Annotated in this window: 17 protein-coding genes and 12 tRNA genes; 11 read left to right on the top strand and 18 right to left on the bottom strand. The window is 46.7% G+C overall.

The annotated features are described in order from the left end of the window. Window positions 1–33: 33 nt before the first annotated feature. The 18 genes from C7R94_RS20695 to dnaA all read right to left on the bottom strand — a co-directional run bounded on the left by C7R94_RS20695 (window position 34) and on the right by dnaA (window position 7,808). A tRNA-Leu gene (locus C7R94_RS20695) sits at window positions 34–120 on the bottom strand. Window positions 121–152: 32 nt separating this feature from the next. After that, a tRNA-Lys gene (locus C7R94_RS20690) sits at window positions 153–228 on the bottom strand. A gap of 8 nt (window positions 229–236) precedes the next feature. Further along, window positions 237–311 (bottom strand) — tRNA-Gln (locus tag C7R94_RS20685). Window positions 312–329: 18 nt separating this feature from the next. Next, a tRNA-Tyr gene (locus C7R94_RS20680) sits at window positions 330–414 on the bottom strand. Between the two features lie 47 nt (window positions 415–461). After that, window positions 462–537, bottom strand: a tRNA-Thr gene (locus C7R94_RS20675). Window positions 538–551: 14 nt separating this feature from the next. After that, a tRNA-Phe gene (locus C7R94_RS20670) sits at window positions 552–627 on the bottom strand. 35 nt (window positions 628–662) lie between these two features. Beyond that, window positions 663–739 (bottom strand) — tRNA-Asp (locus tag C7R94_RS20665). A 25-nt stretch (window positions 740–764) separates the two neighbouring features. Then, window positions 765–840: transfer RNA gene (locus tag C7R94_RS20660), tRNA-Val, on the bottom strand. Between the two features lie 40 nt (window positions 841–880). Continuing rightward, window positions 881–954 (bottom strand) — tRNA-Glu (locus C7R94_RS20655). 7 nt (window positions 955–961) lie between these two features. Next, window positions 962–1,037, bottom strand: a tRNA-Asn gene (locus tag C7R94_RS20650). A 17-nt stretch (window positions 1,038–1,054) separates the two neighbouring features. Then, a tRNA-Ala gene (locus tag C7R94_RS20645) sits at window positions 1,055–1,130 on the bottom strand. A gap of 44 nt (window positions 1,131–1,174) precedes the next feature. Further along, window positions 1,175–1,251 (bottom strand) — tRNA-Ile (locus C7R94_RS20640). Between the two features lie 217 nt (window positions 1,252–1,468). Continuing rightward, window positions 1,469–3,394: a DNA topoisomerase (ATP-hydrolyzing) subunit B gene (gene gyrB, locus C7R94_RS20635; RefSeq protein WP_106784237.1), complete on the bottom strand. Its 1,926-nt coding sequence runs from the start codon at window positions 3,392–3,394 to the stop codon at window positions 1,469–1,471. After that, complete coding sequence (gene remB / locus C7R94_RS20630; protein ID WP_007720118.1) at window positions 3,394–3,681, bottom strand: extracellular matrix regulator RemB; 288 nt, start codon at window positions 3,679–3,681, stop codon at window positions 3,394–3,396. Before remB ends, gyrB begins: the two co-directional genes overlap by 1 nt. Window positions 3,682–3,692: 11 nt before the next feature. Next, the gene (gene recF, locus C7R94_RS20625) at window positions 3,693–4,811 is read right to left on the bottom strand and encodes a DNA replication/repair protein RecF (protein ID WP_047070299.1); all 1,119 of its coding nucleotides are present in this window, start codon (window positions 4,809–4,811) and stop codon (window positions 3,693–3,695) included. Between the two features lie 16 nt (window positions 4,812–4,827). Further along, window positions 4,828–5,043, bottom strand: coding sequence for a S4 domain-containing protein YaaA (gene yaaA, locus C7R94_RS20620; protein WP_012683786.1), 216 nt, complete (start codon window positions 5,041–5,043; stop codon window positions 4,828–4,830). A gap of 32 nt (window positions 5,044–5,075) precedes the next feature. Then, window positions 5,076–6,215, bottom strand: coding sequence for a DNA polymerase III subunit beta (gene dnaN, locus C7R94_RS20615; RefSeq protein ID WP_047070298.1), 1,140 nt, complete (start codon window positions 6,213–6,215; stop codon window positions 5,076–5,078). A gap of 207 nt (window positions 6,216–6,422) precedes the next feature. Beyond that, on the bottom strand, window positions 6,423–7,808 hold the full coding sequence (dnaA, locus tag C7R94_RS20610) for a chromosomal replication initiator protein DnaA (RefSeq protein ID WP_106784234.1): 1,386 nt from the start codon (window positions 7,806–7,808) through the stop codon (window positions 6,423–6,425). 560 nt (window positions 7,809–8,368) lie between these two features. On the opposite strand from dnaA, the gene rpmH reads away from it, so the two are divergent. From rpmH to noc, 11 genes are all read left to right on the top strand, one after another. Beyond that, window positions 8,369–8,503, top strand: coding sequence for a 50S ribosomal protein L34 (gene rpmH / locus C7R94_RS20605; RefSeq protein ID WP_007720125.1), 135 nt, complete (start codon window positions 8,369–8,371; stop codon window positions 8,501–8,503). A gap of 162 nt (window positions 8,504–8,665) precedes the next feature. Next, window positions 8,666–9,637, top strand: a complete 972-nt coding sequence (locus C7R94_RS20600) for a nucleotidyltransferase domain-containing protein (RefSeq protein ID WP_106784232.1) — start codon at window positions 8,666–8,668, stop codon at window positions 9,635–9,637. 85 nt (window positions 9,638–9,722) lie between these two features. Beyond that, window positions 9,723–10,103 carry a ribonuclease P protein component gene (rnpA, locus tag C7R94_RS20595; RefSeq protein ID WP_015894104.1) on the top strand — a complete coding sequence of 127 codons (381 nt, stop codon included), beginning with the start codon at window positions 9,723–9,725 and terminating at the stop codon, window positions 10,101–10,103. Window positions 10,104–10,107: 4 nt separating this feature from the next. Beyond that, on the top strand, window positions 10,108–10,332 hold the full coding sequence (yidD, locus tag C7R94_RS20590; protein ID WP_206767949.1) for a membrane protein insertion efficiency factor YidD: 225 nt from the start codon (window positions 10,108–10,110) through the stop codon (window positions 10,330–10,332). A 39-nt stretch (window positions 10,333–10,371) separates the two neighbouring features. Continuing rightward, window positions 10,372–11,130, top strand: coding sequence for a membrane protein insertase YidC (yidC, locus tag C7R94_RS20585; protein WP_106784230.1), 759 nt, complete (start codon window positions 10,372–10,374; stop codon window positions 11,128–11,130). Continuing rightward, window positions 11,127–11,756 (top strand): RNA-binding cell elongation regulator Jag/EloR, encoded by a 630-nt coding sequence (jag, locus tag C7R94_RS20580; protein ID WP_007720132.1) that lies wholly within the window; start codon window positions 11,127–11,129, stop codon window positions 11,754–11,756. The genes yidC and jag overlap by 4 nt, the downstream gene beginning before the upstream one ends. 289 nt (window positions 11,757–12,045) lie before the next feature. Then, entirely contained in the window at window positions 12,046–13,422 is a 1,377-nt protein-coding gene (gene mnmE / locus C7R94_RS20575) for a tRNA uridine-5-carboxymethylaminomethyl(34) synthesis GTPase MnmE (RefSeq protein WP_047070294.1), read from the top strand. Between the two features lie 16 nt (window positions 13,423–13,438). Next, entirely contained in the window at window positions 13,439–15,337 is a 1,899-nt protein-coding gene (gene mnmG / locus C7R94_RS20570; RefSeq protein WP_106784227.1) for a tRNA uridine-5-carboxymethylaminomethyl(34) synthesis enzyme MnmG, read from the top strand. An 11-nt stretch (window positions 15,338–15,348) separates the two neighbouring features. Then, entirely contained in the window at window positions 15,349–16,065 is a 717-nt protein-coding gene (rsmG, locus tag C7R94_RS20565; protein WP_106784225.1) for a 16S rRNA (guanine(527)-N(7))-methyltransferase RsmG, read from the top strand. A 267-nt stretch (window positions 16,066–16,332) separates the two neighbouring features. After that, window positions 16,333–16,746: an MgtC/SapB family protein gene (locus C7R94_RS20560; protein ID WP_233220624.1), complete on the top strand. Its 414-nt coding sequence runs from the start codon at window positions 16,333–16,335 to the stop codon at window positions 16,744–16,746. A gap of 635 nt (window positions 16,747–17,381) precedes the next feature. Next, window positions 17,382–18,236 (top strand): nucleoid occlusion protein, encoded by an 855-nt coding sequence (gene noc, locus C7R94_RS20550; RefSeq protein ID WP_047070289.1) that lies wholly within the window; start codon window positions 17,382–17,384, stop codon window positions 18,234–18,236. The last annotated feature ends 134 nt before the right edge of the window (window positions 18,237–18,370 follow it).

Below are 18,370 nucleotides of genomic sequence, written 5' to 3'. Positions count from 1 at the left end.
TTGAGCTACGTCCGCATGCTACTTTGCTGTTAATGGTGCGGTCGAGAGGACTTGAACCTCCACGGTGTTGCCACCACTAGAACCTGAATCTAGCGCGTCTGCCAATTCCGCCACGACCGCATATAAAATTCAATCTCTCGCTTTTTAAAAACTGGTGAGCCATGAAGGACTCGAACCTTCGACCCTCTGATTAAAAGTCAGATGCTCTACCAACTGAGCTAATGGCTCTCGAAAAATGGCTGGGGTACTAGGATTTGAACCTAGGAATGACGGAGTCAAAGTCCGTTGCCTTACCGCTTGGCTATACCCCAATAGCCATGAAGTAAAGATGGTGGGGAGAGACGGATTCGAACCGCCGAACCCGGAGGGAGCAGATTTACAGTCTGCCGTGTTTAGCCACTTCACTATCTCCCCAAGCTTGTCCTTCAAAAGCAAACCTTATTCAACTTTCAAAGAAAAAGTGGTGCCGGCAATAGGACTTGAACCCACAACCCCCTGATTACAAGTCAGGTGCTCTACCAATTGAGCTATACCGGCGTGTTTTGTATAAATGGTGGCTCGGGACGGAATCGAACCGCCGACACGAGGATTTTCAGTCCTCTGCTCTACCGACTGAGCTACCGAGCCTCAAGCGCAATTATTTCGCCATCGCTTGAGAAAAATGGCGGAGCTGACGGGACTCGAACCCGCGACCTCCGGTGTGACAGACCGGCGTGAACTCCAACTTCACCACAGCTCCATGTAAAACATTCAGTTGCTAAAAGTGGTGGAGGCTGACGGGATCGAACCGCCGACCCTCTGCTTGTAAGGCAGATGCTCTCCCAGCTGAGCTAAGCCTCCACATTCCCCCGCTATTTCATTAGGGGGGCGTTTTGCTAGGTGACCCGTAGGGGATTCGAACCCCTGAATGACAGCGTGAAAGGCTGCTGTGTTAAACCGCTTCACCAACGGGCCATTTGAATGGCTCCTCGGGACGGACTCGAACCGCCGACCGATCGGTTAACAGCCGATTGCTCTACCAACTGAGCTACCGAGGAATAATGATGTTTTAGAATGGTGGAGCTGAACGGGATCGAACCGATGACCTCCTGCTTGCAAGGCAGGCGCTCTCCCAACTGAGCTACAGCCCCATTCTAACGCTTCCGTGACAAAGTCGTCATGTCAGCTATGTAAGTGGTGGGCCTAGGCTGACTCGAACAGCCGACCTCACGCTTATCAGGCGTGCGCTCTAACCAACTGAGCTATAGGCCCGTGATTACTTCCGGAACTTTAATCTATCACACTTTTAAATTCATTGCAATAGAAAATTTGATTTTTTTTATTGCGTGGGTGAACTTTTTTGTGAAAGACGCTTTTAACAAAAGCAAAATCCATTATAAGTCATGTTCACTGTATATTTCAAATGTGTTTTTAAATTTTCATTAAGAAAAAGCTTGCCCGGTAAAGGACAAGCTTTTCTTCGTTCCCATTAAATATCAAGATCGCGTACATTTGCTGCGTATTGCTCAATAAACTCCCTGCGAGGCTCTACTTCGTCACCCATCAGTGTCTCAAACACCATATCGGCATCCATAGCATCCTCGAGATCTACCTGAAGCAACGTACGGACTTCTGGGTCCATTGTAGTCTCCCACAATTGATCCGCGTTCATCTCGCCAAGTCCTTTATAGCGTTGGACGTTTGGCTTTGGTTGAGCCTTCAAGGTAGCGAGAACCTCATCACGCTGCTTGTCGGTATAAGCATAATGCAGCGTCTTCCCTTGCTTAATGCTGTAGAGAGGCGGCTGCGCAATATAAATATACCCCGCTTCAATCAACTGTTTCATGTAACGGAAGAAGAACGTCAGCAGAAGCGTACGAATATGCGATCCGTCAACGTCGGCGTCCGTCATAATGACAACTTTGTGGTAACGTGCCTTTGAAATATCAAAGTCTTCTCCAACACCCGTTCCCAAAGCCGTAATAATGGCACGGATCTCGTTGTTGCCGAGAATTTTGTCCAGACGTGCTTTTTCTACGTTCAATACCTTCCCGCGCAGAGGAAGAATGGCTTGGAAATGGCGGTCGCGTCCCATCTTCGCAGAACCGCCCGCAGAGTCACCCTCTACAATGAACAATTCAGATTCGGATGCGTCCTTGGAAGAGCAGTCCGCCAATTTACCCGGCAAAGCACTTACTTCCAGTGCACTCTTGCGACGAGTCATTTCACGTGCTTTACGAGCTGCCTCACGGGCACGAGATGCCATGAGCGCTTTTTCCACAACTTTTTTGGCTACGCCCGGGTTTTCTTCCATAAAGGTGTTGAAACGGTCACCGAAGACAGACTCAGTAATGCTACGCGCTTCCGAGTTGCCCAGCTTCGTTTTTGTTTGTCCTTCAAATTGAGGCTCTTGAATTTTTACGGAGATAATCGCGGTAATGCCTTCACGCACATCGTCCCCGGAAAGATTCGGATCCTTTTCCTTCAGGAAGTTAAACTTGCGGCTGTAGTCGTTGATAACACGTGTAAGAGCCGTTTTAAATCCGGTCTCGTGAGTACCACCCTCATGCGTGTTGATGTTATTGGCAAAAGAGTAGATGTTGCTCACATAGCTGTCGTTGTACTGAAGGGCAACCTCCACGACAAGACCTTCTTTTTCTCCTTCGCAATAAATCACATCATCATGCAGGGCTTCCCGGTTTTTATTCAAGTATTCTACGAACTGGATGATACCACCCTCGTAGTAGAAGGATTCTTCCTTCTGCTGATCTGGACGTGTATCCTTCAGCGTGATGCGCAATCCTTTGTTTAGGAACGCCAGCTCGCGAATACGTTTTTGCAAAATATCGTACTCAAATACAGTTGTTTCGGTAAAAATAGTCGGGTCGGGCTTGAAGGTTACTTTTGTTCCCGTTTCATCGGTCTCGCCTATGACAGCAAGATCGGCATCCGGTGCGCCTACTGTGAAGCGCATGTAGTATATCTGGTTATTTTGTTTAACCTCGACTTCCATCCATTCGGATAGCGCGTTCACTACCGAGCTACCTACCCCGTGAAGACCGCCGGACACTTTGTATCCGCCACCGCCGAATTTACCACCGGCGTGCAATACAGTCAAAACGGTTTCAACAGTAGACTTCCCGGTCTTTTCATGAATGCCAGTCGGGATTCCTCGACCATTATCGGTTACAGATACGGAGTTGTCTGGATGAATGACCACCAAGATCTCGTCGCAATAACCGGCCAGCGCCTCGTCAATGGCATTGTCGACAATCTCCCATACCAGGTGATGCAAACCTCGGCTGCTGGTCGACCCGATGTACATGCCGGGACGTTTCCGAACTGCCTCTAACCCTTCCAGTACCTGAATCTGACTCGCATCGTAGTTTGTATCTTTCGTCGTCACTTGATCCACTACTCTGTCAACTCCTCCACTTCAGCTTGTACAAAGGGAAACTGATCCAAGCTGTCCACGAACTGAGCGCGTCGCTTCAGCGTCAGAGAAGAAATAGGTGAACAGTAAATGGCATTCTGGGTGATTACATAAGACTTCGTTTCTTCCTCGCTATGGTCAACAACTGTCTTACTTTTTTCGAGCAAGAACGCTTTATTGATTTTTGAGGATTTCACAGTCTGATGATCGAGTATGGAAATAACTTCCTTCGTGCTCACCACAGTATCTCCACCAATGTGAATAAACATCCCTGTACCCCCTACCTTTCTCCGGAGATTTTCCCTTCCCTCACGTAAAAACGAGAGGCTTGCTGGAGAACCTGATGCTTTAAGCCTTCCACACCTGTGGTACTTACAAACGTCTGTACTCGATCCTGAATGGTTTCGAGCAGCAATGTTTGCCGATGTTCATCCAACTCTGACAAGACATCATCCAACAACAGAACGGGGTATTCTCCCACTTCTTCTTTAATCAGCTCAATTTCGGCTAATTTAATGGACAGCGCACTGGTGCGTTGCTGTCCCTGGGAACCATACGTTTGCACATCCATGTTGTTCACTTTAAGTGAAAAATCATCACGGTGTGGACCAATCAGGGTGCTCCCCCGCATGATTTCCCGGTCGCGAACCTCTTCGTAGGCAGCAAGCATTTTATCTACAGCCTGATCTATCGTCATCTCTTCTGAAACGGGCGATGAGTTAACGTAATGCAAAGAAAGTCTTTCCCTGCCATCGGTGATGCCGGTGTGGATTTCCTGTGCCCACGTCTCCAGCTTCCGAATGAACTCAAAACGCTTCCGTAACAATTTTACCGCTAAATCGGCTAATTGGGTATTCCAAATTGCCAGCATTTCCAGCGAGTTACTTTTTTTCATGGCCAAATCCTTTAAAAGCTGATTTCGCTGGGCCAGCACTTTGTTGTAATTGCTCAAATAATAAAGATACGTAGGTGAAACCTGACCGATTTCCATATCGATGAAGCGTCTGCGCTGGGCAGGTGCGCCTTTGACAATGGAAAGATCCTCAGGTGCAAACATGACGACATTCAATGCCCCCACATAGGCACTCAGCTTCTGTTGTTCCATTCCGTTGATTTTGGCCCGCTTTCCCTTGGTTGTCAACTGCAGCTCTAAACGAACAGAACCGTAGCGACGAAGAACATCGCTACGGATCGTGGCATAATCGGCATCCCAAGATATTAGCTCCTTGTCACGGGGCGTTCGGTGGGATTTGGCGAGTGCCAAAACATAGATCGATTCAAGAGCATTCGTTTTCCCTTGAGCGTTGTTGCCAATAAACAACTGAATGGGACCGTCAAACGACAGGGACATCGTTTCGTAGTTGCGATAATTGGTTAGCGACAGGTTCTTGAGAAACAAGAATCACGCTCTCCTCTCAGGGGCGTACCACTTGATAGCGACCATAGCCTTCAATCGCCACTTCATCGCCAGGATATAGCTTGCGTCCACGTCTGTTGTCCAGCTCACCATTGATCTGGATCGGAACCTCAGCCAAAAAAGCTTTGGCCATTCCCCCTGTGTCAATGATTTCAGCCAGCTTTAAAAATTGGCCGAGAGCAATATAGTCTGTGCTAATGGAAACCTCACGCATGGCTTGGCTCCTTTCTTTTACGTAAAAACATTTTAGTACGTACGAACCGGCAAAATCAGATGGAGCATCCAGTCATGATCGGTCGGACGAATCACAAATGGACTCATCGGGCCGCTAAAGCTCGCTTTGATTTCCGCGCTATCGATTGCACGCAGCGCATCGATCATGTATTTGGCGTTGAAGGAGATTTTCAATTCTTCGCCATTCATTGCTTTTGGCATCAAAATGTCCGTTACTTTCCCGATCTCGGGTGCATTGGACGTAATTTCGACGGTTCCATCAGGCATTGTAACGAGCTTGACTACGTTCGATTTGCCTTCGCGGCTCAGCAAGGAAGCGCGCTCGATAGATTGCAAAAACTCCTTGGTGCTGACGGTGATCTCCGTTTTGCTTCCTTGAGGAATAATTCTGGTCGTGTCCGGATAGGTTCCTTCCAAGAGACGGGAATAGAACAGGATATGCTTGGACTTCACCAGGATTTGATTGTCCGCAACAACGATATCCGCGAGATTTTGGTCGTCATCTAATATTTTTACCAATTCATTGCAGCTTTTACCCGGAACAACCACGTTGTGGAAAGAAAGATCCTCTGGGCATTCGACCATTGCGGTACGACTAGCCAAGCGATGGCTGTCGGTTGCCACAAAACGCAATTTGCCTTGATCAAGCGACCACATTAAACCGGTCAAGATCGGACGCATTTCGGAAGTGGAAACACCAAAAACAGTCTGGCGAATCATTGCTTTCAGTAAATCACAGGGAACACTGAAGACTTTATCTTCTTCCAGATGCGGCAGCTGTGGATATTCGCTGGCATCCATTCCGTTAATGGTGAACTCAGCTTGTCCGGAACGAATTTTGGTTACGAGACGATCATCCACTTGAATATCGATTTCATTGCTTGGCAGCTTGCGGACGATTTCGCTGAAAATACGTGCAGTCAACACAATGCTACCAGGTTGATGAACGGTTACTCCCCATTCTCCGGCTTCTTCCAGCGGGATCTGAACTTCAATAGACACATCCGAATCGCTTGCTGTCAGTGTCAGACCTTCATCATCCGTTTTGATTTTAATCCCGGTCAAAATTGGAATCGTAGTTCTGCTAGAAACTGCTTTGCTAACATGCGATACGGCGTTCGACAGTTTTTCACGCTGAACGGTAATATGCATCGACGTGAGCCTCCCTCTCCGGCGCCATTATTTTTGGTTGGAATCTGCATAATGGCTGCGCCTTTATCATAACTTATTAGGATAAATCTTTTTAACAGAAGTAGTAATAGGGCCTGTGGATTTGTGGATATGTGGGTCCATTACGTAAAAGAGAGCCTATACACATGTGGGTAAGTTGTGTATAGGCTTTTTGCGTTATGCACAGGTTTAATGGTTTGCTTTTAACTTTTCAATGAGCGACTGAATAGTTGTCTGCATATGAGGGTCATTTGCCAGTGCACGAGAGATTTTCTCATGGGCATGGATGACTGTCGTATGGTCACGGCCGCCAAATTCATCACCGATTTTCGGCAAGGAGGCATCCGTCAGCTCTCTGGAGAGATACATCGCAATCTGACGGGGGAAAGCGACGGTTTTTGTCCGTTTTTTCGCCTTGAAATCTTCTAGTTTCAGGCTGAACGCTTCTCCAACCGTTCGTTGGATGTCCATAATGGTAATCACGCGTGGGCGGGAGGAAGGAATAATGTCTTTCAGTGCTTCCGCTGCCAGCTGCGTGTCGATATCGCGATTAATCAAGGAGGAGTAAGCAACGACACGAATCAGTGCGCCTTCCAGCTCGCGGATGTTGCTGTCGATCTGGTTGGCGATGTACGCCATTACCTCATTAGGGATATCGAGATTTTCTGCTTTCGCCTTTTTGCGCAAAATCGCAATCCGCGTTTCGAGGTCTGGCGGCTGAATATCAGTAATCAGTCCCCATTCGAAGCGTGAGCGGAGGCGATCCTCCAGTGTCGGGATCTCCTTAGGAGGTCGATCGGAGGAGATAATGATTTGTTTGCTTTCTTCATGCAAGGCATTGAACGTATGAAAAAACTCTTCTTGTGTCGATTCTTTGCCTGCCAAAAACTGAATGTCATCAATTAAAAGAACGTCAACACTCCGGTATTTATTGCGGAATTCGACGGCTTTGTTGTCACGAATAGAGTTGATGAATTCATTGGTGAATTTCTCAGACGACAAATAGACCACTTTCGCCGATGGATTGTGCTGAATGACATAATGGCCAATTGCATGCATTAAGTGGGTTTTGCCAAGTCCGACTCCTCCGTAAATGAAGAGGGGATTGTAAGCTTTTGCAGGAGCTTCAGCAACCGCAAGCGATGCGGCGTGAGCGAATCGATTCCCTGAGCCGATGACAAACGTGTCAAAGGTGTATTTGGGATTTAAGATACTGGGTGGCTGGTCATCCGCGACTGTTGGCGGTTCGCTCATTTTCACCCGTGGGGCAGGTTGTTCGTCGGCAAAAGCCGCATCAGGATTTTGCATCGCGACGAACTTTACTTTCATATTGATACCCGTCACTTCATATAGTGTATCGGTAATCAGTTGTGCGTACCTGGTTTCTAGCCAATCACGAGCAAAGTCGTTTGGTGCGACGACGATCAGTGCATCCTCTTCTAAGGTAGTTGCCTTTGTCGCCTTCAGCCAGGTATCAAAACTGGGTTTGCTTAGCGATTTTTCTATCTTGGCGAGTACTTTGCGCCATAGTTCGCTAATCGCTGCATCCAACCAGAATCCCTCCCTCTGGGCCATCCGAAAAATTGATGAAGCACCGATCCATCATGATCGAGAAAAAGTGCAAAAACCTACTATGTTGTGACCTAATTGTCAACACAGTCGTTTAGAGCGACTGTGGATAAAAAAAGTCGAAATATAGGGATTCCGCTCGTAGAAGTGAAAAAAAGCAGACGGTTATCCTCAATCCTGTGAGTAACGACATACACATAGGAAAGAATCTGTCCACAAACTTATCCACACCCTGTGGAAAAACCGATTCACGTATCGGAGTTATTCACGCTTCAAAACAAAAACATAATAACAGATATAAAGCGTGGTATCAATGGTTTTTTCATACTTATCCACAAACACAACTTCTGGTACTCCCCACATATTCACATCCCTATATTTTGTGTACAAGCTGTAGATAAACTTGTCGAAATCTGTTTTTGTGGATAAAATGATATCCACAGCCCCGGGAAATAGTTTTATGGGGATATTTGCCTTGGTAATGAAATTCCACTGCTGCTTGACTTTTTAGGCATATGTTCTTATAATGCAAAAGAATGTCTTTGCAAGACGGAGGTGTATACGTAATGAAACCATCTTTCAATCCTAACAACCGCAAGCGCAAAAAGGATCATGGATTCCGTAAGCGCATGAGCACAAAAAATGGCCGTAAAATTTTGGCTGCTCGTCGTCAAAGAGGTAGAAAAGTTCTTTCCGCTTAGGCCACACTTTCAGTGGCCTTTTTGTTTGCCTACATATGTCTGAAAATTCTTTGTTCTCATAAAAAGAGGAAGGCTTTCTCCGATGTGGAAACCTTTTGAGGGATGATCGTTACCTAGCTACCGAAAATGTTACTATTTATTGAGGAGACAGGAGGAGGCCGGATGGATCAAAGCAAGGATGTAACCAACTTTTTTGTATCGTTGGCGCGCGAGTTTCTTGATGAATGGCCTATAGCCAACTTGGTATGTGCCTATGCTGGTGGATCTGTCGGGAGGGGAGAAGCTGATGCTTACAGCGACCTCGATTTACACATCTTTGTGGAGGGAGAAGTTGATCCTTCCTGTGAAAATCGTCTGTTTAGAGGGCATGTGATCCAGCTGCAGGTCCAATCTGCTCCTACGGATGAAGAAGTATACGAGAATCCGTGGGCATGGCGTTACTTAAAGGAAGCAAAGATTATTCTAGACCCAGAGGATCGGTTCACTTCCTGGATGAACGACATGTGTGCCTATATGGATTCTCCGGCTGGAAAAGCGAAAATGTTCGTACAGGCAAAAGCAGAGGTAGATTCGTTCCATGAAGAGGCGCAGGCTGCCTTAATGGAAGGTTTTCCTTACTCTGCTTATTTGGCTGCCTGGGCCGGATGGATCGGGGCGCTACAAATGAGTGCCGTTTTGCAGGGACATTCATTGAGTGATGCACAGTTGTATCAGCTGGTACAGAAAGCAGGGCGTTCAGAAGGTACGGATAGCTTTTTTCAGGAGACATACCGGAGTAATCAGGATGTACAGGATGCACTTATGCTATTGGCGGACTATCGGGCTCATCTACGGTCAAGAAATGAGGGGATCGAGTTTTTGCTGGGGGCTGAAAATGATTGGTTAGTAAAGAGGAAGGTTCAGAGATTGCAGGAGAGAAATCAGCTAGATATGGCCGGGTTTTTATTATTTTCAGAGACGATCTGGTTATATCATAGTGTGGGTTCTGATGAATGGCTGGAGGATCATTGGGCGGATCTGCCTGCCGAGCTTTCCTTGTCCCTTCAAAAACTGGGCTTTTTCCAAGCGGATGGGCAATTGCTCGCTCATTTGCGTCATGCCAGTGCAGAAATCATCGCGGAAATTGGCAGTTAGGGGAAAAAAGTGGACGAAACAAGGATATACTGGTAGATGCTGTTTACGTTTTCTACTATAATTGTGATGTTAGGGGTTGTTTACCTTGCATCGTTCACACCGGCTCAAAAAAAATGAGCAATTCCAAGCTGTGTTTCAACGAGGAAGTTCTGCTGCAAATAAGCAGTTTGTCTTGTATTCAGCAAAGCAAGAGGGACAAGCGGCTTTTCGTGCTGGAATTTCCGTCAGTAAAAAAATTGGCAATGCTGTTGTCCGCAATAGAGTCAAGCGGCTTATACGCGAAGCAGTAGCTCGAATGGAGTCTGATATTCCAGTCGGTCTCGATCTCGTCATCATCGCCCGTCCGGGTGTGGAAGCGATGACGCTTGAAGCCATTGAGCAATCTCTGTTACATGTGATGAAGCGAGCCAAAGTGATCAAACAGGCACCCGTACATAATGGAAAAAGAGATGGAAAAAGAGGGTGAAACAATGATGGTGAAGATCATGGTTGGGTTGATTCGGGGATACCAACTGATGATTTCTCCGTATAAACCGCCTTCATGCAGATTCGCGCCCACCTGCTCCCATTACGCCATCGAGTCGATTCGCCGATTTGGAGCGTGGAGGGGAGGCTGGTTGGCCCTTCGTCGCATCTTGAAATGCCATCCGTTCCACCCGGGCGGGTATGATCCAGTCCCGGATCAGCACAAATAAGATTACCTCATATTGAAGCGGGGAAAAGGAGGATCACCCTTGAGTAGACGTACACTCAGCATTCTTATGCTGACTATGCTGGTTCTAGTTTTGTCGGGCTGTAACCCCCAAGCTGCAGCACCAATTGGCCCTGACGCAACCGGCATTTGGGACAAGTATTTTGTCTATCCACTGTCCTGGCTAATTAAAGAGAGCGCATTGATACTCGGAAACAACTACGGTCTGGGTATCCTGGTTGCAACGATCATCATTCGAATCATTGTGCTTCCACTGATGGTCAAGCAAATCAAGAGCTCCAAGAAAATGCAAGAGATTCAACCGGAGATGCAAAAAATCCGTGACAAGCACAAAAATGATCCACAAAAAGCGCAAATGGAAACAATGGCTTTGTTCCAAAAGAGCGGTGTCAATCCGTTGGCTGGATGCTTGCCAATGTTGGTACAAATGCCGATTTTGATCGCGTTCTATCATGCGATTATCCGTACGACCGAGATTAACTCGCAAACGTTCTTGTGGTTGACGTTGGGAGAAAAAGACCCGTACTACATTTTGCCGATTGTTGCGGCGATTACGACGTACCTGCAGTCCAAGATGATGGGTCAGGCAAATCAAGGCAATCCACAAATGCAAATGATGATCATCATGATGCCGCTGATGATTTTGGCAATTGCCGTTACATTGCCATCAGCGCTGTCTCTGTACTGGGTATACGGTAACCTGTTTACCATTGTACAAACTTACTTCCTGTATCGTGATAAAGGAAATATGCCTACTCCTAAGGGGGGAGCCTCCAAGTGAAAAAGGTGGTAGCTACGGCAAAAACGATCGACGATGCTGTGCAAAAAGCTTTGCTGGAATTGGGAGTGCCGCGTGAGCGGGCAACGATCCAAGTTCTAGAAGAACCAAGCAGAGGATTGTTTGGACTGATTGGAGCAAAGGACGCTAAAGTGCAAGTAGAATTTCACTTTGATCCGGTTGCACAGGGACGTGACTTTCTTCAAGACGTTTTGTCGAACATGAAGGTGAATGCCAAAGTGGAGACGCGTACAAATGAAGAGGGCATGCTGTTTGACATCCAGGGAACCAATCTGGGAATCATTATTGGCCGCAGGGGACAAACTCTTGATTCATTACAGTATCTCGTAAACGTCGTAGCGAACCGTCATGCGGACAAACATGTACGTATCACTCTGGATGCCGAAAATTACAGGCTGCGTCGCAAGGAAACATTGGAGCAGCTCGCAGATCGTGTGGCGAAAAAAGCGTTATCGACCAAACGGGATGTACGTCTGGAACCAATGTCTGCTGCTGAACGGAAAGTAATCCACGCCTTCTTGCAAAAGAGAGCGGATGTGGTTACCTTCAGTGAAGGAGACGAGCCAAATCGTTATATCGTGATTGCACCGAAAGAAGCCTCTCGCTAGGCTTCTTTTTTTTGACTGAATGTAAATGAGCAACCGACAATATTTTTAATAATCTCTTCAAAAAGTTGTCCACTGTGGATAATTGACCAAAAGGTTGAGGATTTGCGAAAATGATTATACTGTGGATAACCAAAATAGAGAGCAACCTTGGAGAATAGGGCTGCTTTTTCCTATTGGGTGTTTAGCTATATGGATTGGCTGCACTTTCTTTTGGAATTTTTCTAGACGATCTGTTATGCTAGTAAGTTAGTGGCTGACTTGTAAGAGTGGAAAGCTTGAGGTGAACAGCATGAAATTCGATACAATAGCGGCGGTCGCAACACCGATGGGTGAAGGCGGTATTGCCGTGATCCGGGTAAGCGGTACGGAAGCGATCGAAGTTGTGGATAAGATATATAAAGGAAAGCAGCGGTTGTCCACTGTGGACAGCCATACGATCCATTATGGGCACTTGTATGAGCCAAACACAGGTGAACGAGTGGAAGAGGTGCTGGTTTCCGTAATGAAGGCTCCCCGTACATTTACGAGGGAGGATGTAGTGGAGGTTAACTGTCACGGAGGAATTGTATCCGTTGAAAAGGTTTTGGAGTTAATCTTGGATAATGGAGCGAGATTAGCTGAGCCGGGTGAGTTCACGAAGCGTGCGTTCTTAAATGGACGTGTCGATTTGTCTCAGGCTGAGGCGGTCATTGATTTGATCCGGGCGAAGACAGACAGAGCGATGAAGGTCGCATTGAATCAAGTCGAAGGGAAGCTGTCCAGGCTCATTCGACAGCTGCGCCAAAACTTGATTGAAGCGATGGCCCATATAGAAGTGACACTGGATTATCCAGAGCATGACGTTGAGGAGTTTACACAAAATTTCTTGCGAGGAAAGTGCCTGGAGGTTAAAGGTGAGATCCAACGACTGTTGCAGACCGCACAGCAAGGAAAAATTTTGCGTGAAGGCTTGTCGACCGCGATTATTGGACGTCCGAATGTAGGAAAATCCTCTCTATTAAATAGTCTGGTCCAAGAGGAAAAGGCGATTGTGACTGACGTTGCGGGAACGACACGCGATGTCATCGAAGAGTATGTCAATGTGCGAGGAGTTCCTTTGCGACTCATCGATACCGCAGGAATTCGCGATACAGAGGACATCGTCGAGAAAATCGGGGTAGAGAAGTCCAGACAGCTGCTGCAAAAGGCTGACCTCGTGTTGCTCGTGATTAACTACAACGAGCCTCTCTCCGCTGATGACTACGCGATTTTTGAAGCGGCAAAAGGGTTCCATGTGATTGTGATTGTCAATAAATTCGACCTGCCGCAAAAGGTGGATTTGGAAGAGATCAAGCGTCATTTCCCTCAGCAGCCGTTGATTATGACGTCTGCGCGTGAGGAGACGGGGATCGATCTTTTGGAGCAGGCTATTGGGGAGATTTTCTTCAGTGGCCGCGTACAGCAGGATGACTTGACCTACGTTAGTAACGCTAGACATATTCAACTGCTTCGTCAGGCTGAACGAGCCATAGATGAAGCTCTGGGTGGAATCGATGATTTGATGCCAGTAGACATGATTCAGATCGACATTAAAAAGTCATGGGAGCTGCTTGGGGAAGTCATCGGAGAAAGCGTCGGCGAAGATTTGATTGACCAGATTTTCTCCCAGTTCTGTCTGGGTAAGTGATTAGGAGGGCAAAAAAATGAACGTTGTACCTGCATATGAAGCGGGCTCGTTTGACGTCATTGTCATTGGAGCGGGTCATGCCGGTGCGGAAGCGGCATTGGCGGCTGCACGTATGGGCTGTAGTACATTGCTGTTGACGATCAACCTGGATGCTGTGGCGTATATGCCATGTAATCCTTCCGTAGGTGGTCCGGCAAAAGGACACGTCGTACGCGAATTGGACGCGCTTGGTGGAGAGATGGGACGCAATACTGACAAAACCCATATCCAAATGCGTATGCTGAATACAGGGAAAGGACCCGCTGTGCATGCCTTGCGTGCACAAGCAGATAAATTCGCGTATCAGCATGAAATGAAGAAAACGATTGAAAATACTCCGAATCTGATCCTGCGTCAAGCGATGGTGGAAGAGCTGATCGTGAACGATGGAGTTTGTGAAGGGGTTATTACGCAAACAGGGGCGCGATACATGGCCAAATCCGTTGTATTGACGACCGGAACCTATTTGCGCGGAAAGATCATCCTCGGAGATCTCCAATATGAAAGTGGACCAAACAACATGCGTCCATCGATTCGTCTGGCACACCATTTGAAGGAACTCGGTTTTGAAATGACACGTTTCAAGACGGGGACGCCACCACGTGTTCATAGCAGCAGTGTGGATTTCTCCAAAATGGAGATTCAGCCTGGTGATCCGGTACCGCGCGCCTTTTCTTATGAAACAACGGAATTTATTATGGACCAGCTGCCTTGCTGGCTGACATATACAAATGAAGAAACGCATGGACTCATCAATAGCAATCTGCATCGCGCTCCTATGTATTCGGGAATGATTGAAGGAACGGGCCCGCGTTATTGCCCTTCGATTGAGGATAAGGTAGTTCGTTTTAACGATAAGCCGCGTCATCAAATTTTCTTGGAGCCAGAAGGACGCAATACCGAAGAAATGTATGTACAAGGCTTGTCGACCAGCTTGCCAGAGGATGTTCAGCTTTCCATGCTGCGCTCTATGGCTGGAATGGAAGAAGTCAAAATGATGCGACCTGGCTATGCCATTGAGTATGATTCGATCGTGCCGACTCAGCTCTGGCCTTCTTTGGAGACTAAAATCTTACCTGGATTGTTCACAGCAGGACAAATCAATGGTACCTCTGGTTATGAAGAAGCAGCGGGTCAAGGTCTCATGGCAGGGATTAACGCAGCACGCCGCGTGCAAGGGAAACCACCCGTTATTTTGGGACGAGAAGAGGCGTACATCGGTGTCTTGATTGACGACCTTGTTACGAAAGGAACGCATGAGCCTTATCGTTTGCTTACTTCCCGTGCAGAATATCGCTTGCTGCTGCGTCATGACAATGCGGACTTGCGCCTGACGGATATCGGCCATGAAATTGGTCTGATTAGCGAGGAGCGCTACCTTCGATTTAACCAAAAACGCGCGCTGATCGAGCAAGAAAAAGAACGTGTGGCAAATACGCGTGTACGTCCTGAAATGGAACATGTCCAAGAGGTTTTGCGCAACGCAGGCTCTCCTGAACTGACAGATGTCATCGAGCTGGCTCAATTGCTGCGTCGTCCGGAAATCAACTACAGCCACATTGCTCAAATGGTCCCTGCACCGGAAGCACTGCCAGAGGATGTGACTGAACAGGTTGAAATCCAGATTAAATACGATGGCTACATCAAAAAGTCTTTGCAACAAGTTGAGCGGATGAAAAAAATGGAGGAGCGCCGCATCCCAACGGATATTGATTACCACCAAATCTCTGGTTTGTCCAAGGAATCCCGCGACAATATGACCAAAATTCGTCCGTTGAACATCGGGCAGGCGGCTCGTATCGCAGGGGTTACTCCAGCAGACATTTCCGTGTTGATGGTATATTTGGAGTACAAACGCGTGGGAGTAGCCGAGTAAGGAGAAAAGCTATGACGAAAGAACAGTTTGCCGAGGTACTTGCAGCCCAGGGGATTTCTTTAACGGATCGTCAAAAGGAGCAATTCGATCATTTTTTCCGCCTGCTGGTGGAATGGAATGAGAAAATGAACCTGACCGGGATTACCGAAGAGGGGCAAGTGTACAACAAGCATTTTTATGATTCGATTACGCCGGCTTTTTACTTTCCATTTGATCAGGTGCAATCAGTTGTAGATATCGGTGGGGGTGCAGGCTTTCCGAGTATTCCTTTAAAAATTTGCTTCCCACATCTGAAAATGACCATCATTGATTCCTTGAACAAGCGTATGAGCTTCTTGCAGCATGTAGCACAGGAACTTGGCCTGGAGAACGTGAATCCTGTACACGGGCGTGCTGAGGATCGTGGGCAAGAAGCGATTTATCGGGAGAAGTTTGACCTCGTAGTGGCACGGGCTGTTGCGAGACTCAATCTGTTGTCGGAGTTCTGCCTTCCCTTTGCCAAAGTCGGGGGACACTTTGTTGCTCTCAAGGGAGCGGAGATTACTCCGGAGCTTGCTGAAGCGAAAAAGGCAATCAAGACGCTCGGTGGAAAGACGAGAAAGGTCGAGACATTCCAGCTTCTAGAGGAAGCGGGAGAACGCAACATCGTTATCATGGAAAAAATAGAAGCGACGCCGAAAAGCTATCCGCGCAAGGCAGGAGTTCCTGCGAAAAAGCCGTTAGTGTAGGAGTCAGTTATAAGAGAGGGTCGTAGCCACGTGCTGCGGCCTTTTTTCATAATGGAAAGTTAAAGTGAAGTAGTCTCTCGGGTTTGCTCCTCGGATCATCGAGTCTACAACTCGGTATATACATAGTACTAGCTCCTTGGTACTCTCCTCCTTTATTTCCGCCAGAAATCCCGACCATATTGCTTCTGCTCTTTCTTGCTTTTCTAGCAGGTGCCATTTAGGGATGGGAGTGAGATAGATTTATAAAGGATGTGAGCAGGTTAGGAGGTGGTGGTTTTCGTACGTATAGTCTCGTTTGCTTTGGTTCTTTTCTTTTTCGACTGTGGTTTTTCTTCGATCGGCGTAAATCATGATCCGGGGAGGATAGCTGCTCAAGTCGTGACGGGCATGGAATTTTTGAGAGCCGGAGCTATGATTAAATTCAATGGTAACGTGAAAGGCTTGACGACGGCAGCAGGTATGTGGGTTGCTACAGCCATTGGTCTAATGTTCAGTGCAGGGATGTATGTCGCTACGAACGTTGCCGCGGTTTTTTCGTACCTGACGTTAGACTTTCATAGACTTTTTCCTCGCTTGTTTTCTGTCACCAAGATTTCACATCCTACTGATGAGAGCATTGGAAGTGATGAGAGGCCAAAGCACTGTGATGATCACGATTTTTATCACGAAGATCACGATTGATGTTTCACGTGAAACGTTTTTCGTTAGCAGGAATTGGACGAATCTTGCAGAATTACATATATATAAATGAACCTGTAGAAAGCGTGTAGGAAAAAAGATTAGGTCAAAGGCAATTTTACAAACCGACCGGATGGGCAAGAAGAGTCCGTTAAGCAGTATGTACTATAGGGCTTCTGAAGCTTTTTTAAAAGTAGATGCATGCTGTCTCTAACGATGTAAGAGGAGGACCTATGTAAAAAGAGTAGGACTGGACTCACTTACGACGCCAATATGCCATTTTTCCTTAGCAGCAACAATCAAAGAACATATCCAATCTGTCATATCCGGACAATGGATGGGCGGGGGATACAAAATGTTTCTAGGAAGATTCTGTCGTTGATTGGACAGGACCTTTTTCAGTTTCAAGGAAGTATTCAAAAAGTTGTTTTTTAGTACCAAGAATGCGGGGAGAAGCTGAAGAAAGAGGAGCGGAATGTAGGAGAGCTACATGAGGACCGGGATTTCAAAGGTGAACGCTACTTTCGTTGTCACGCAATATTTCAGGATTACTTCGTGATCAAAAATGACTTTTTGAACACCTCTTCAAAGACTTTAAAATAGCACGGATGGAACGGGTAGAAGTGGGGGATTTTTCTATGGCAGTTAAAGATTCATTTTCTCGGATTTTTGGCTTGACGGACAAGACAGATAACGAAGAAATCAAACAAATACCAGTTGAGGAGATTGTACCGAATCCATATCAACCTCGTACTGTATTTGATGACGAGAAAATTGATGAGTTGTGTCAAACGATACGAACTCACGGGCTCATTCAACCGATTGTCGTGCGAGTTCGCGATGGTCGTTATGAATTGATTGCTGGGGAACGACGTTTGCGCGCAACTAGAAAATTGGGCATGGAGAGGATTCCTGCGATTGTCAAAGAGTTTAATGACTCGCAAACAGCCTCTATCGCATTGATTGAGAATTTACAACGAGAAGGTTTGACAGCTATTGAAGAGGCAGTCGCATATCAAAAGCTGATTGATTTGCACAATCTGACACAAGAGAGTCTTGCTCAACGTTTGGGTAAAGGACAATCGACAATCGCAAACAAACTGCGCTTGCTCCATTTACCGCAAGAAATTCAAGATGCATTGTTGTCCAGACAAGTAACAGAGCGGCATGCAAGGGCTCTGATTCCGTTAAAGGATCCAGAATTACAAAATAAAGTCCTGCTGGAGATTTTAGAGCGGGAATGGAATGTGAAACAGACAGAAGTGCGCGTAAAGCAGCTTCTAGAATTGGCTGAGAACCCTAAATCGGAAAAAGATGCGAAGCCTCGTTGGAAAGCATTTTCAAGAGATACGCGGATTGCGATTAATACCGTTCGGCAATCAATCGATATGGTGATCCAGACGGGCCTACCTGTAGAGACAGCGGAAGAAGACCATGATGAATTCTATCAATTCACCATTCGTATTCCGAAAAATAAGGAAGCAGGGAAATAAAAGTAGATGGTGACATAAAAGGCGACAAGGTCGCCTTTCTTTTTGGGCAAATGCTGGTGATTTATAGGAAATGAGGCTTTCTGTACTGTTAAATTTCCAGAAATAAGCATTTTTCATAAAAAAGCTAGGGAAAT

Origin of the sequence: Brevibacillus sp. NRRL NRS-603 (assembly GCF_003013445.1) — a bacterium.
GTDB classification, from domain to species: Bacteria; Bacillota; Bacilli; order Brevibacillales; family Brevibacillaceae; genus Brevibacillus; species Brevibacillus formosus.
This window is presented reverse-complemented; position numbering and strand designations above follow the sequence as displayed.

Bases quoted from the DNA above. Each gene is read 5' to 3' on its own strand.
- remB (WP_007720118.1), bottom strand. From the start codon at position 3,681: ATGTTTATTCACATTGGTGGAGATACTGTGGTGAGCACGAAGGAAGTT.
- yaaA (WP_012683786.1), bottom strand. From the start codon at position 5,043: ATGCGTGAGGTTTCCATTAGCACAGACTATATTGCTCTCGGCCAATTT.
- dnaN (WP_047070298.1), bottom strand. From the start codon at position 6,215: ATGCATATTACCGTTCAGCGTGAAAAACTGTCGAACGCCGTATCGCAT.
- dnaA (WP_106784234.1), bottom strand. From the start codon at position 7,808: ATGGCCCAGAGGGAGGGATTCTGGTTGGATGCAGCGATTAGCGAACTA.
- rpmH (WP_007720125.1), top strand. From the start codon at position 8,369: ATGAAACCATCTTTCAATCCTAACAACCGCAAGCGCAAAAAGGATCAT.
- C7R94_RS20600 (WP_106784232.1), top strand. From the start codon at position 8,666: ATGGATCAAAGCAAGGATGTAACCAACTTTTTTGTATCGTTGGCGCGC.
- yidD (WP_206767949.1), top strand. From the start codon at position 10,108: ATGATGGTGAAGATCATGGTTGGGTTGATTCGGGGATACCAACTGATG.
- mnmE (WP_047070294.1), top strand. From the start codon at position 12,046: ATGAAATTCGATACAATAGCGGCGGTCGCAACACCGATGGGTGAAGGC.
- mnmG (WP_106784227.1), top strand. From the start codon at position 13,439: ATGAACGTTGTACCTGCATATGAAGCGGGCTCGTTTGACGTCATTGTC.
- rsmG (WP_106784225.1), top strand. From the start codon at position 15,349: ATGACGAAAGAACAGTTTGCCGAGGTACTTGCAGCCCAGGGGATTTCT.
- noc (WP_047070289.1), top strand. From the start codon at position 17,382: ATGGCAGTTAAAGATTCATTTTCTCGGATTTTTGGCTTGACGGACAAG.